The 12768-nt window shown below is 65.8% G+C and carries 12 protein-coding genes; 4 read left to right on the top strand and 8 right to left on the bottom strand.

Translation table 11 applies throughout. From position 1 onward, the window contains the following. Window positions 1–109 precede the first annotated feature (109 nt). Entirely contained in the window at window positions 110–2149 is a 2040-nt protein-coding gene (locus QXZ94_RS22345) for a YgiQ family radical SAM protein (RefSeq protein ID WP_315722244.1), read from the top strand. 36 nt (window positions 2150–2185) lie between these two features. Here the strand turns inward: QXZ94_RS22345 and QXZ94_RS22350 are convergent, their stop codons facing one another. From QXZ94_RS22350 to QXZ94_RS22365, 4 genes are all read right to left on the bottom strand, one after another. Then, complete coding sequence (locus tag QXZ94_RS22350) at window positions 2186–2584, bottom strand: hypothetical protein (protein ID WP_315722245.1); 399 nt, start codon at window positions 2582–2584, stop codon at window positions 2186–2188. Next, the gene (locus QXZ94_RS22355) at window positions 2574–2954 is read right to left on the bottom strand and encodes a group II intron maturase-specific domain-containing protein (protein WP_315722246.1); all 381 of its coding nucleotides are present in this window, start codon (window positions 2952–2954) and stop codon (window positions 2574–2576) included. The genes QXZ94_RS22350 and QXZ94_RS22355 overlap by 11 nt, the downstream gene beginning before the upstream one ends. 149 nt (window positions 2955–3103) lie before the next feature. Further along, entirely contained in the window at window positions 3104–4234 is a 1131-nt protein-coding gene (locus QXZ94_RS22360; protein WP_315722247.1) for a PcfJ domain-containing protein, read from the bottom strand. Window positions 4235–4651: 417 nt separating this feature from the next. Then, entirely contained in the window at window positions 4652–5056 is a 405-nt protein-coding gene (locus tag QXZ94_RS22365) for a DUF1801 domain-containing protein (protein WP_315722248.1), read from the bottom strand. Between the two features lie 219 nt (window positions 5057–5275). Here QXZ94_RS22365 and QXZ94_RS22370 point away from each other — a divergent pair, with 219 nt between their 5' ends. Then, window positions 5276–6967, top strand: coding sequence for a methyl-accepting chemotaxis protein (locus tag QXZ94_RS22370; protein ID WP_315722249.1), 1692 nt, complete (start codon window positions 5276–5278; stop codon window positions 6965–6967). Window positions 6968–7270: 303 nt separating this feature from the next. Here the strand turns inward: QXZ94_RS22370 and QXZ94_RS22375 are convergent, their stop codons facing one another. Genes QXZ94_RS22375 through minC form a run of 4 tightly spaced genes read right to left on the bottom strand, consistent with a single transcriptional unit; the run spans window position 7271 to window position 9863 of the window. Further along, window positions 7271–8044, bottom strand: coding sequence for a thioesterase family protein (locus QXZ94_RS22375; protein WP_315722250.1), 774 nt, complete (start codon window positions 8042–8044; stop codon window positions 7271–7273). A gap of 21 nt (window positions 8045–8065) precedes the next feature. Beyond that, complete coding sequence (gene minE, locus QXZ94_RS22380) at window positions 8066–8341, bottom strand: cell division topological specificity factor MinE (RefSeq protein WP_315716282.1); 276 nt, start codon at window positions 8339–8341, stop codon at window positions 8066–8068. After that, window positions 8338–9153, bottom strand: a complete 816-nt coding sequence (gene minD / locus QXZ94_RS22385; protein ID WP_315722251.1) for a septum site-determining protein MinD — start codon at window positions 9151–9153, stop codon at window positions 8338–8340. The genes minE and minD overlap by 4 nt, the downstream gene beginning before the upstream one ends. A gap of 20 nt (window positions 9154–9173) precedes the next feature. Next, a complete protein-coding gene (minC, locus tag QXZ94_RS22390; RefSeq protein ID WP_409998764.1) occupies window positions 9174–9863 on the bottom strand; it encodes a septum site-determining protein MinC in 690 nt (229 codons plus the stop codon). Window positions 9864–10388: 525 nt separating this feature from the next. Between minC and QXZ94_RS22395 the strand changes: the two genes are divergently transcribed. Next, the gene (locus QXZ94_RS22395; RefSeq protein WP_315722253.1) at window positions 10389–11024 is read left to right on the top strand and encodes a hypothetical protein; all 636 of its coding nucleotides are present in this window, start codon (window positions 10389–10391) and stop codon (window positions 11022–11024) included. A gap of 43 nt (window positions 11025–11067) precedes the next feature. Further along, entirely contained in the window at window positions 11068–12699 is a 1632-nt protein-coding gene (locus tag QXZ94_RS22400) for an ABC transporter substrate-binding protein (protein ID WP_315722254.1), read from the top strand. The last annotated feature ends 69 nt before the right edge of the window (window positions 12700–12768 follow it).

Consider the following 12768-nt stretch of genomic DNA (forward strand, 5'->3'; position numbering starts at 1 on the left):
GTGTCCCGCGATACCCCGCGGGAACCATTCCGGACAATTTGATCGGTCGCTGGAAGCTGCGACAGGGGGCTCGGTTGAATCCGCAGCCCCCTTTCTCTATGCCTGGGCGATGAACATCGCCCTCACCACCCCGCCTCTGAGCGCTCCCTCCTTGAGTTCCTGGCCGCGCCACCGCGCCGACCTCAAGCCCGCACCGTTCCTGCCGATGAGCCGGAAGGAAATGGATGCGCTCGGCTGGGACGTCTGCGACATCGTGCTGGTGACCGGCGACGCCTATGTCGACCATCCCTCGTTCGGCATGGCGATCATCGGCCGGCTGCTCGAGGCCCAGGGCTTTCGCGTCGGCATCATCTCCCAGCCTGACTGGCACTCGGCCGAGCCGTTCAAGGCGCTGGGACGCCCGCGCGTGTTCTTCGGCGTCACCGGCGGCAACATGGACTCGATGGTCAACCGCTACACCGCCGACCGCCGCATCCGCAGCGACGACGCCTACACGCCGAACGGCGAAGGCGGCAAGCGGCCGGACCGCTGCACGCTGGTCTATGCGCAGCGCTGCCGCGAGGCGTTCAAGGACGTGCCGGTCGTGCTCGGCGGCATCGAGGCATCGCTGCGCCGGATCGCGCATTACGACTACTGGTCCGACAAGGTGCGCCGCTCGGTGCTGGCCGACGCCAAGGCCGACATCCTGATCTACGGCAATGCCGAGCGCGCCGTGATAGAGGTCGCCCATCGCATCGCCGGCGGCGAGCCGCCGAAGGACATCCAGTCCGTGCGCGGCACCGCGCTGTTCCGGAAAGTCCCCGAGAACTACATCGAGTTGCACGCCGACGATCTCGACTCCGCCGACGAAGGCGCCGCGCGCGAGAAGGGCGATGTCGTCATCCGCCTGCCGTCCTGTGAGCAGGTCGAAGCCGACAAGGAGGCTTACGCCCGGGCCTCGCGCGTGCTCCATCGCGAGAGCAATCCCGGCAATGCGCGCCCCCTGGTGCAGCGTCATGGCGACCGCGACCTCTGGCTCAACCCGCCGCCGATCCCGCTGACCATGGCGGAGATGGATAGCGTCTACGACCTGCCCTACGCCCGCGCGCCGCATCCGTCCTACGGCGATGCCAAGATCCCGGCCTGGGACATGATCAAGTTCTCGGTGACGATCATGCGCGGCTGCTTCGGCGGCTGCACCTTTTGCTCGATCACCGAGCACGAGGGCCGCATCATCCAGAGCCGCTCGGAAGGCTCGATCCTGCAGGAGATCGAGCGTATCCGCGACAGGACGCCGGGCTTCACCGGCGTGATCTCCGACATCGGCGGCCCGACCGCCAACATGTACCGGATGGCCTGCAAGGACCCGAAGGTCGAGGCGGCATGCCGCCGGCCGAGCTGCGTCTTCCCGGAGATCTGCCCGAACCTCAACACCTCGCATGACGATCTCATCCGTCTCTATCGCAAGGTGCGCGAGGTCAAGGGCGTCAAGCGCGTGATGGTCGCCTCCGGCGTGCGATATGATCTCGCGGTCGAGAGCCCGGCCTACATCAAGGAGCTCGTCACGCATCACGTCGGCGGCTACCTGAAGATCGCGCCTGAACATACCGAGCGCGGCCCGCTCGACAAGATGATGAAGCCGGGCATCGGCACCTATCACCGCTTTAAGCAGATGTTCGATGCAGCCGCCGCGCAGGCGGGCAAGAAGTACTATCTGATCCCGTATTTCATCGCGGCGCATCCGGGCACGTCCGACGAGGACATGATGAACCTCGCGCTGTGGCTGAAGAAGAACCGCTACCGCGCCGATCAGGTGCAGACCTTCCTGCCCTCGCCGATGGCCACGGCGACCGCGATGTACCACACCGGCGTGAACCCGCTGCGCGGCGTGCGCCATGGCGCCAGCGACAAGGTCGAGGCGATCAAGGGCCTCAAGCAGCGCCGCCTGCACAAGGCCTTCCTGCGCTATCACGACCCGGACAACTGGCCGGTGCTGCGCGACGCGCTCCGCGCCATGGGCCGCGCCGACCTGATCGGCTCGCGCCCGGACCAGCTGGTGCCGGCGCATCAGCCACCGGGGACCGGCAAGGCCGCAGTGACGCGGCGACCGGTGAGGCCCGAGCCGCGGCCGCAGCGTTTCACGACCAAGGGGGTGAAGATCAGGAAGTAGTCGGTCAGACCTCGTCTTGTCATGAGGCGCGCTCTCTCATCCTCTCCGCTGTCGTTCCGGCCGTGAGCCGGGACCCAGCCACAGGAGACGTGTTGGGCACACCCCGAGCCACCTGCTTGCCTCACACATCCGACGGTGGTTATGGGTCCCGGCTCGAGGCCGGGACGACACTGAGTTTGTTATACGGCCGTTCCACACCACCCTGCGGACCTCGAGGTAAGGCAGGCCGCGTGAGGCGAAGAAGGATTTTGGCAGAGCTCTGGCCAGCGCGGCGCTGTTGGCGAGCCGCCAGGGACCACGTGGGTTGCCGGCGGCTTTGAGCGCCGTCTCCCGGTCGACACCGCGGCGTCGCAGCTCATCAAAGCGATTAGGACCACGCTTCCATTGGGTCCAGACGACGGCGCGCAACCGCCGCCCGATCCACTCATCCAGCATGCGCAACACCGACCTTGCGCAACACCGACGGCGTCTCGCAGAACCCGACGTAGCCGCGCCATCCCTTCAGGTACAGCGACAGCTTCTCGATGATCTGCTCCAGGCTGCGGCCAGACTGTTGCCCCGTCAGCTCCCGGACTCTCGCCTTGCAGCGGGCGATCGCCTCGGGCGCGATGCGCCGGCGCGGCTTTCTCCCCTGCGTGAAGCTGAAGCCCAGGAACTTGCGGTGGCTCGGCCTGACGACCGCGCTCTTGGTCCTGTTTACCTTGAGCTTGAGGCGCCGTTCCAGGAACGTCTCGATGCTCGTCATCACCCGCTCGCCCGCCTTCCGACTGCGCACATAGATGTTGCAGTCGTCGGCATAGCGCACGAAGCGATGGCCAGCACGTCCAACATCAGGTTCGACAGCAGCGGCGAGAGCGGCCCGCCTTGCTGCGTGCCTTGGATGGCGGGGACAGGCCCGGCCAAGACGACGTGGAGACGATCGAGCGCAAAAACCCAATCCGCGCGGGCAGGGGATCAGAGGTCTCCCAACGCGTCGCGTGACGGCGCGAGCGGCAGCCAATCCGGAATCCGCCGCTTGGCCAGCCAGTAGGGCCGCCACAGCGCGCGCCAAGTGGCAAGGTCCAGCGGCGCAAGGCACCACTTGATCCTGCCTGTCTCGACCTGCGGCAGATCGTGCAGATGCAGCCAGCGCCGGGCCGCCCACCACAGCTCGCGCGGAGCGGGGGCGTTGCCGGGGCCCTTGAGCTCAGCCACGTGCAGCAAGCCGTCCTCGAACCGGTCAGCGATCTCCAATGTCGCGACGCGTTCGCCGTGACTGCGGACACTCCATAGCCGCGAGCGGTTATGCGCGATGCGCGAGCCATAGGTCCGGACGCAATTGCGCATCGCGATGCCCTCCTCGACCAGGTCGCGAATGTCCGCGAGCGGCCGGAACTCGTAGTCGCCAATGCGGCCTGGATCGAGCCACATGTTGCTGACCGGCCGTTGACCGAGATTGAGATGCAGCGTGACCTGCCTTCGCCAATCGGAAGCGGCGGCCAGCGCCGCGTCGAGCTTCATGTGCGGCGTCCACGGCCGCTCGATCAGTCCCCGGGCGAAACAGCCTGGTTGTCCGGAGAACCAGATCCACAGCGCGAGCAGATGCACGTGCTCGCGCTTCACCGCCTTGGGTACCCGGACAAGCTCGCGAGCGATCCAGGCCGCCGCCGGCTCATGCGCGAGCGCAACCATCTCGGCCACCAACTGCAGCCACCTCGGCATCAGCTTCGGCGAGCGCGGCAGATGATTGCCGATCTGCCGGCGGAACAGCTCGCCGTCCGGCAACGGATCGATCGGACGAACGAAGGCTTCCGGCGGCAGCTTGCGCAGCCACATCGGAATGCCCGCTGCTGCGGCGGCCACGGCGAGCGGGCGACCGGCGATCACGCAGGCGATCGCCAGCTCCGGATCACGCTGCCGGCGCGGCTCGGCCAGCGCAAACAACAAGGCCGGAAAGCTCACCGCGAGATCGGCAAGATGGGGATGCCGCATCGCGCAGGCGCGGACGCGGGATTGGTAGCGCGGGCAATAGCGCCGCAGCCGGCGTTCAGGCAACGACGAACGCACCGGCTCCCGGCGGGGAGCAAGCAACAAATGGGATGTCATGACACGACTTTTCAAACGCAGGCCGAGAAGGCCGCGGGCTCTTTGATGAGTTGTGAAATCGTCAAATCCTAACCGGGACAATCATCCCGGCGCCTGCGTCAATGATCGCGCAGCGAGCCCGGGAAGCGCGTGAGTCTGGACATCGTCGCCTCCTGCGTTGAAGTTGAGTGAGCGCCACATAGCCCGTTTTTCGGACGGATGCAACGTTGACGGAACAGCTCGTCTTTCAGTCCCCATATGGCAGCTGAGGGTTGGCCGTCTGCTACCATTCTATCGTCATCGCGAGCAGAGCGACAAAGCGATCCAGGGCTATTCGGAACAGCCTTGGTCTGATCCTGGATTGCTTCGCTGCGCTCGCAATGACGGGACGACCGATGGCGCATCATAACTGGCAGCAACCAAGACGATGCCGCTGTCCTACCTCTTCTTCGCCGTATTCAGCGCGACCGCCGCGCGGATCAGGCCCTTGAACGCGGCCTCATCGATTTGGTCGTTCTCGCGAATGTCGATGGCGCGGCGTGCGTTACCGTCGAGGCTGGCGTTGAACAAGCCCTTCGGATCAGGCAGCGCGGCACCCTTGGCGAAGGTCAGCTTGACATACGCCTTGTAGCTCTCGCCGGTGCAGATGATGCCGGCATGCGACCACACCGGGACGCCGCGCCATTTCCATTCTTCCACCACCTCGGGATCAGCCTGCTTGATCAGGTCACGGACGCGCGCGAGCATCGCACCGCGCCAATCGGCGAGCTCCGCGATGCGCCGGTCGATCAGTTGCGACGCCTCGCCTGATGTTTGCTTTGACGATCCTTTCGAACTCACCATCGATCTCGCTCCAACCCCGCGGTTCCAAGCCGTAGTACTACCGGCCCTCCGCTCAGCCTAATTTTAGGGCAAAGTTTAACTCTTCGGCCGCTAATCACAACAAGCCCCACAACCGATGCCTCAACGGCGAGCATCCAAGGCGCCCGCACCCCGCGGAGCGTCATTCGCTGGGTCTGTCCCATCAATTCCCTCCCGGAACTACCGAAGCTGGAGTCGCAGATGCCGTCGTTTTCCAACCTTTCCATTCGCACCAAGGTCCTGTTGGCCTTCGGCATCGTGCTGCTCACCGCGATGGGCCTCGGCGGCTTCTCGATCGATCGTCTGGCGAACGTGAACGGCTCGGCGGCGGAAGTGCGCGACAACTGGCTTCCGGCGACCGGATGGCTCGGCACCATCTCCAAATCGATCGAACAGTATCGCGCCCGGCAAGGTCAGTTCCTGCTGGCGACGACGGCCGAGGAGAAAGCAATCCAGGAGCGTCAGATCGCCGAAAGCTTCGAGCTGTTCGACAAGACCTGGCGTCTCTACGAGCCCACGGTCACGACCTCGGAGGAGAAGGCGCTCGTGGCTGCGTTCAAGAAGCCGTGGACCGCGTATCTCGACGACAGCAAGCAGTTGCTCGATCTGTCGCGCAAGAATCAGGTCGAAGCCGCTACCACGCTCTTCATGAGCAAGCTGCGCGACGACTTCGTCCTGGCACGCAAGGCGTTGGAGAAGGACCTCGCCTGGAACGTCGAGCAGGGCAAGAAGGAAGCCGACAAGGGCGCCGCCGTCTATCTGTCCTCGCGCGCCTGGATCCTGGGCGTCATCGCGCTGGCGGCGCTGCTATGCATCGCGATGGGCTATCTGATCGTGGCCGGCGTGTCGCGCCCGATCACCGCGATGACCGATGCGATGCGCCGGCTCGCCGGCGGCGACATGGCGGCGCCGATTCCCGGCACCGACCGCAAGGACGAGATCGGCAACATGGCCGGCGCGGTGCTGGTGTTCAAGAACAACGCCATCGAAACCGAGCGCCTCCGTGCCGAGCAGGCCGAAGCCGAGAAGCTCGCCGTCGAGCGGCGCAAGCGCGACATGCACGATCTTGCCAACCGGTTCGAAGGCGCGGTCGGGGAGATCATCAACACGGTCTCCTCGGCTTCGACCGAGCTCGAAGCCTCGGCCACGACGCTGACCTCCACGGCCGAACGCACCCAGCAGCGGACCACGACGGTGGCAGCGGCCTCGGAGCAGGCGACCGCCAACGTCCAGTCGGTCGCGTCGGCCACCGAGGAGCTGAGCTCGTCGGTCACCGAGATCAGCCGCCAGGTGCAGGATTCCGCGCGCATCGCGACCGAAGCTGTCGACCAAGCCCGCAAGACCAATGATCGCGTCAGCGAGCTCTCCAAGGCGGCAGCGCGCATCGGCGACGTGGTCGAGCTGATCAACACCATCGCCGGGCAGACCAACCTGCTCGCGCTCAACGCAACCATCGAGGCCGCGCGCGCCGGCGATGCCGGCCGCGGCTTCGCCGTGGTCGCGACCGAGGTCAAGGCTCTCGCCGAGCAGACGGCGAAGGCGACCGGCGAGATCGGCCAGCAGATCGCCGGCATCCAGGCCGCGACGCAGGAGTCGGTGGGCGCCATCAGGGAGATCAGCGGCACGATCGAGAAGTTGGCGGAAATCTCCTCGACGATCGCCGCCGCGGTCGAGGAACAGGGCGCCGCCACGCAGGAGATCTCGCGCAACATCCAGCAGGCGGCGCAGGGCACGCACGAGGTGTCGTCCAACATCACCGAGGTGCAGCACGGCGCCAGCGAGACCGGCTCCGCCTCGACACAGGTGCTATCGGCCGCGCAGTCGCTGTCGCAGGACAGCAACCGGCTGAAGCTCGAGGTGGGGCGGTTCCTGAGCACGGTAAGGGCTGCGTAAGCATTGCGCCTTGTAGGAAGAGGCCGCTTAGTCCTCGGCTAGCGAAGCCGTCGCGACAAAGACGGTCGACTCCCTCTCCCCGTTCTTCACGGGGAGAGGGTCGGGGTGAGGGGCAGCCGCACGGGTGGTGTGAGTAGAGACGCCCGTAAGCAGGAGCGAATAGCTTGCGTCACTGGGTGTGGCTGCCCCTCACCCCAGCCCTCTCCCCGTGAAGAACGGGGAGAGGGAGCGCACCGGCCGCACCGCGATGCTTGTGACTTTCAGGCACATTGCAAATGAGCGTAACTCATTAGTCCCGTTTCATCACCGCTTCTCGATCACCAGGCTCTGCACCACACGGCCGAAGTAGCCCTTGGCGTCACCGAGCCGCGCCATCGCGAGCCCTGCACCGTCAAGGCCGATCCAGCTCTCGGCATCCAGCAAAATCCAGTCACCGACCGGCTCGCGCGCCATGTTGACGGTGAGGTCGGCGTTGAGGAAGGTGTAGCTGTGGAAGTCGAGCGCGGCAGAGGTGCCGTTGCAGAAGTCGCTGGCGACCACCGCGCGCATCGCCTGTGAGACGACGTGGCCCTCGACCAGCGGCCAGTCGACGCGGTACCAGATCGCCCCCGGGCCCCTGACGCCGAAGCGGCCGCGTGCGGCGCGCAAGGCCATGCCGCGCACGAACGGGCTGGTGGAGAAGTCCGCCGGTTCCGGCTGCGCATCTTCCGGTCCGACGAGATCGATCGGCAGCTCGCGCACGTCGTCCGGCAGCGGCACCGCGTCTTGCCTGATCTTCAGCACGGTCGCCGTGACCACCACGGTGTCGCCAGCACGCAGACGCACCGCACAGAGCTGGATCTTGCGGCCCTCGCGCAGAACCTCGGTCTCGACGGTCAGCTCGGCGAGCGGCACCGGCCGCATCAGGTCGATGGTCACGCGGGCGATGCGCATCGGCGACTTCGTCGGAATGCGCTCCGCCGCCCACACGGCCAGCGCCGACGGCGCGGACCCGTGCTGCATGGTCGGATCCCACGGTCCCGCGGCATCGGGACTGACGGTCACCTGATTGTCCGCGACGCGGAAGATCGGCCGCATCAGCGGGCGCCTTCCCACGCGTCAGCCGGCGCTGGCAAAGGCGCGATCGGCGCCATTGGGCAGTTCGATGTCGACCTCGAGCGTCGAGACATGCTTCCCCCGGTCCATGCGGACGATGACCTTGTCGGGATCGAGTACCACATGGCGCGAAACCACCGCGAGGATTTCCTCGCGCAGCTGCATCAGCAGATCGGGCTGGCCGCGCAGGCTGCGCTCATGCGCGAGCAGGATCTGCAGCCGCTCGCGCGCGACCGGCGCCGAGGCTGCACGTCCGGTAAAGAGCCGCAATACGCTCATGCAGCCCTCCGTCCGAGCAGCAGGTTCATCAGGCCCTTGCGCTCGGTCGGGATCTGCATCTCGACCTGCTCGCCCAGCAGGCGGCGCATCGCGTCGTGATAGGCGCGCGCAGGCGCGCTGGCCGGGCTGTTGAGCGTCACCGGACAGCCGACATTGGAGGCGCGCAGCACGTCCTGGCTTTCCGGCACGATGCCGAGCAGCGGCGTCGCCAGGATTTCCAGCACGTCCTCGATCGACAGCATCTCGCCGCGCGCGGCGCGGCCGGCGTCGTAGCGGGTGATGAGGATGTGCTTCTCGACGCGCTCGCCGTTCTCGGCGCGCACCGTCTTGGAATCGAGCATGCCGATGATGCGGTCGGAATCGCGCACCGACGACACTTCCGGATTGGTGACGATCAGCGCCTCGTCGGCATAGCGCATCGCGAGCATGGCGCCGCGCTCGATGCCGGCGGGGCTGTCGCAGATCACCCAGTCGAAGCTCTTGCGCAGCTCGTGGATGACGCGGCCGACGCCGTCCTCGGTCAGCGCGTCCTTGTCCTTGGTCTGGGAGGCCGGCAGCAGCCAGAGGTTCTCCAGCCGCTTGTCGCGGATCAGCGCCTGCGGCAGCTTGGCGACGCCATGCACGACGTTGATGAGGTCGAACACCACGCGGCGCTCGGCGCCGAGCACGAGATCGAGGTTGCGCAGGCCGACGTCGAAATCGACCACCACGACCTTCTCGCCGGCCTGCGCCAGCGCCGCGCCCATCGCCGCCGTGGTGGTGGTCTTGCCGACGCCACCCTTGCCCGACGTCACAACAAGTACTTTCGCCATTTTTCGAATCCTCCTGCTACTCAGTTCAATGCAACGATCTTCATGGAATGCCCTTCGAGCCGCGCCTGCGCGGCCTTACCGCGCAAGGTGGCGTCGATCTGCTCTGCGGTCTGGTAGTAGCCGTCGATCGCGACCAGCTCGGCTTCGATCTTCTGGCAATAGATGCGCGCCGCGGCGTTGCCGTTGATGCCGGCCATCGCGCGGCCGCGCAGCGCGCCGTAGACGTGGATCGAGCCGCCGGCGACGATCTCGGCGCCCGACGACACCGCGCCGAGCACGGTGACGTCGCCGTCGGGGAAGACGATCGATTGTCCCGAGCGCACCGGCTGGTCGAGCAGCAGCGAGGTCGGCTGCTGCAAGGACGGCTTCTCCGGCTCGATCTCCTGCACGGCGCAGTGACGTCCGCCGGACAACAGAGGCGGCATGCCGAGCGACAACCGCCCCTGCTCGACGCCTTCGAGACCGAGCACGCGGATGTTGCGCGACTCGATGCTCTTGATCAGGTGGGTGATGGCGAGCGGGCTCAGATCCACCGCGGAGAGATCGAGCACGATCGGCTTGCCGACGAAGAAGCCGGGCGACCCTGCGAGCGTCGCATCGAGCTCGCTGAGCCAGTCGGCAATGGGTACCACCGGCGAGAACACGAAGGCGACGTAGGAGCGCCCGCGCAGACGAATAAGAGGACGTACCGTTTCAGCGCTGGCACTCATGACCATCCGACCCAACCCTTCTTAGTGATTGGTTAACTGTCGGCGCGAGATGGTTAACGGATGGTTAAATCGACGCTAAGCCGCTCGAAAATCGACAGCGGCCCGCCCGACATAGTTCGATGATGATCGAATCGAGGCAGAATCTTGGCGTGATTGAGACGCAATTCATGAGCATCTGCGTCAAGACCTGTCACGCCTCATTTTAATCACATCATGATGATAACTTTAACGTACATATAATTCGGAGCTGACGGGTTTAGACGGTTCCGATCAATTGACACTCGTCAGGGGGCGGGGCATGGGATCGAGAGAGGCGCTGCAGGCACGATCAACGTGTCATGGCGCCTTGCAGGAAAGGGCTTTCGGCGTGCGATCGATGATCGGCGCGAACCGTCTGATTCTGCAAGTGATTCCGTGTGGACTGAAGTGGCAGAAGCGCTCCCGCTCTTCGTTTGAAACTAGCTCTCATACGACCGTGGCAGAAGCGTATCAGTTTACCGGAATCGAGCGTCAGAGGAGTAGCGTATGAGTTCGTTGAGTGAACAGAATCCGATGAACCCGCAGGACCCGCTGCACTATGCTCCGCGGTGGCTGCGTGAACGACCGGAAGCCGCGCGTCTATCTCTCGTCGGTGACACCGCCAAGGCAGCGGAGGCGGCCGAGCGTCCCGCTTCGGGACAGCAAGGTCCGCTCGACGCTCGCTTGGAGACCGCCGTGTTCGAATCCCTCCGTCAGTCGTTGAATCCGCAAGTGATGCGCGAGCCGCCGGAGTTCGAGCGGGAGCGCGACCGCCGCTCGGTCGTGTTCAAGATCGCCGGCCGCTTTGCAGCCGCCACCGGCGTCGCGGCCGTCGTCGCACTGTTCTTCGTCAACATCGTTCCGGTGTGGCGCCAGCCTGATGCGAGCTCGTCCTTCGTCGCTGCCGTGCAGTCGATGAAGACGCTGCCGCCGGTCGCAGCCGATGCCCAGGACGCCAAGGCCGACCAGACCAGCGCGCTGCCGGAGCGTGTCGAGGCTCAGGCCCCGGCGCTGTCGCAGTTCAAGTCGCTGCTCGCGGACGCTCCGGCGCCGACGGCAGAGGCCGATACGCCCGAAAAGCCCATGCTGCAGCAGTTCATGCAGTGGAACCAGAAGACGGGTCAGATGGAGCGGGTTCGCTAATCCGCTTCGACTGAGCCGGCATCCAACATCTTTCAAGGCGATCATGATCGACGTCCTACCGCAGAAAGCGGCAGCACGCGGTCCGTTAGCTCACGCCCGCATCGCAGTGATCCTGCTCGGGAGCATCGTGGCCAGCGGAGCCTTTGCCGTGACCGGCGATGCCCAGGCGGCGCCGGGCGAGAATGTGAGCGTGGCGCGCCAGCTCGGCAGCCGCGTCGGACCGATCATCGGCTCGGCGCTCGCCTGCCGTGACATCGCCCGGCCGCGCATCCAGGCGATCATCGAGAAGTTTCAGCTCGTCATCCGCGAGGCCGCCGCCGGCGAAGCCGATCGTGACGAATTGACGCGCCTGCTCGACCGCTATGTGGCAGAAGGCCGCAGCCTGGTCACCTCAGGCCGGATGGATTGCCGCAGCGCCGATCGCCAGCTCGCCGATCTCGAACAGTCCATTGCGGCCCCCACCCCGGCGCGCTCGACGCTGCCGGGCGTGACGATAGCGCCGTCCAGCGCCGTGGCAGCGATCGCGCCGGCGCAGATCCTGCCGCCCGTGGTCGAGACCCGCGGCGTCACCCAGAACGACATCAAGTTCGGCATGGTCATCCCCCAGGGCGGCCCCGTGAAGGAAAGCGGGCGGCAGCTGAAGATCGGGGTCGAGGCAGCCTTCAACCGCAGCAACGAGGCCGGCGGCGTCAATGGCCGCGTGCTGAAGCTCGTGACCGCAGACGACGGCTATGATCCGTCGCGCACGCTCGATGCGATGAAGCAGCTGTATGAAAAGGACCAGGTGTTCGGCTTCATCTGCAATTTCGGCTCGGCCACGGCCGCCGTCGCCATTCCCTATGCGCTGGAGCGGCGCGCACTGTTCTTCGCGCCCTACACCGGCGCCAATGTGGTGCGCCACGATCCGCCGGACCGCTACGTCTTCAACTACCGGCCGAGCTACGCCGAGGAGACCGACACGCTGGTCCGCTATCTCGTCAAGATCCGCAAGCTGCAGCCGCGCCAGATCGTCGTGTTCGCGCAGCACGACGCCTTCGGCGATGCCGGCTTCGCCGGCGTCTCCAAGGCCTTCCGTACGCTCGGCGCCAACGAGAACGCGATCGTGCGGGTCAACTATCCGCGCAACAGCGTCGAGGTCGACGACGCCATCAGTCAGCTCCGGCTGCTGAAGACGCCGGTCCGTGCCGTGATCATGCTCGCCACCACGCGCGCCGCGGCAAAGTTCATCGAGAAGGCACGCGACGTCTTCCCCGGTGCGATCTTCGCCAACATCTCGGCGGTGGACGGCTCCGCGCTCGCCAGCGAGCTGACGCTGCTCGGCCCGCGCTACACCGAGAACGTCATCGTCACCCAGACGGTGCCGGGCGTATCGGGCTACTCCAGCCTGGTGCTGGACTACAAGAATGCGCTGGCGAAGTACTTCCCGGGCGAGCAGGCCGACTACATGTCGCTCGAAGGCTACATCTCGGCGAGCATCCTGATCGAAGGCTTGAAGCGTGCCGGCCGCAGCTTCGACACCGAGCAGCTCGTCGACACCCTGGAGACGATGCGCGACCTCGATCTCGGACTTGGCGTCCGGCTCGGCTTCGACCGCTCCGAGCACCAGGCTTCGCACAAGATCTGGGGGACCGCGCTGGACGAAAGCGGCAGCTATCGACCCATCGAACTTGATTAGGATACCGCCGAAACGGAGTGAGCCCCTAGCAAGGGCGGATAAAAACACGACAGAGAAACCCGACATTAA

It is taken from the genome of Bradyrhizobium sp. SZCCHNS2022, assembly GCF_032377575.1.
Classification (GTDB): domain Bacteria; phylum Pseudomonadota; class Alphaproteobacteria; order Rhizobiales; family Xanthobacteraceae; genus Bradyrhizobium; species Bradyrhizobium aeschynomenes.

Bases quoted from the DNA above. Each gene is read 5' to 3' on its own strand.
- QXZ94_RS22345 (WP_315722244.1), top strand. From the start codon at position 110: ATGAACATCGCCCTCACCACCCCGCCTCTGAGCGCTCCCTCCTTGAGT.
- QXZ94_RS22350 (WP_315722245.1), bottom strand. From the start codon at position 2,584: ATGCTGGATGAGTGGATCGGGCGGCGGTTGCGCGCCGTCGTCTGGACC.
- QXZ94_RS22360 (WP_315722247.1), bottom strand. From the start codon at position 4,234: ATGACATCCCATTTGTTGCTTGCTCCCCGCCGGGAGCCGGTGCGTTCG.
- QXZ94_RS22365 (WP_315722248.1), bottom strand. From the start codon at position 5,056: ATGGTGAGTTCGAAAGGATCGTCAAAGCAAACATCAGGCGAGGCGTCG.
- QXZ94_RS22370 (WP_315722249.1), top strand. From the start codon at position 5,276: ATGCCGTCGTTTTCCAACCTTTCCATTCGCACCAAGGTCCTGTTGGCC.
- QXZ94_RS22375 (WP_315722250.1), bottom strand. From the start codon at position 8,044: ATGCGGCCGATCTTCCGCGTCGCGGACAATCAGGTGACCGTCAGTCCC.
- minE (WP_315716282.1), bottom strand. From the start codon at position 8,341: ATGAGCGTATTGCGGCTCTTTACCGGACGTGCAGCCTCGGCGCCGGTC.
- minD (WP_315722251.1), bottom strand. From the start codon at position 9,153: ATGGCGAAAGTACTTGTTGTGACGTCGGGCAAGGGTGGCGTCGGCAAG.
- minC (WP_409998764.1), bottom strand. From the start codon at position 9,863: ATGAGTGCCAGCGCTGAAACGGTACGTCCTCTTATTCGTCTGCGCGGG.
- QXZ94_RS22395 (WP_315722253.1), top strand. From the start codon at position 10,389: ATGAGTTCGTTGAGTGAACAGAATCCGATGAACCCGCAGGACCCGCTG.
- QXZ94_RS22400 (WP_315722254.1), top strand. From the start codon at position 11,068: ATGATCGACGTCCTACCGCAGAAAGCGGCAGCACGCGGTCCGTTAGCT.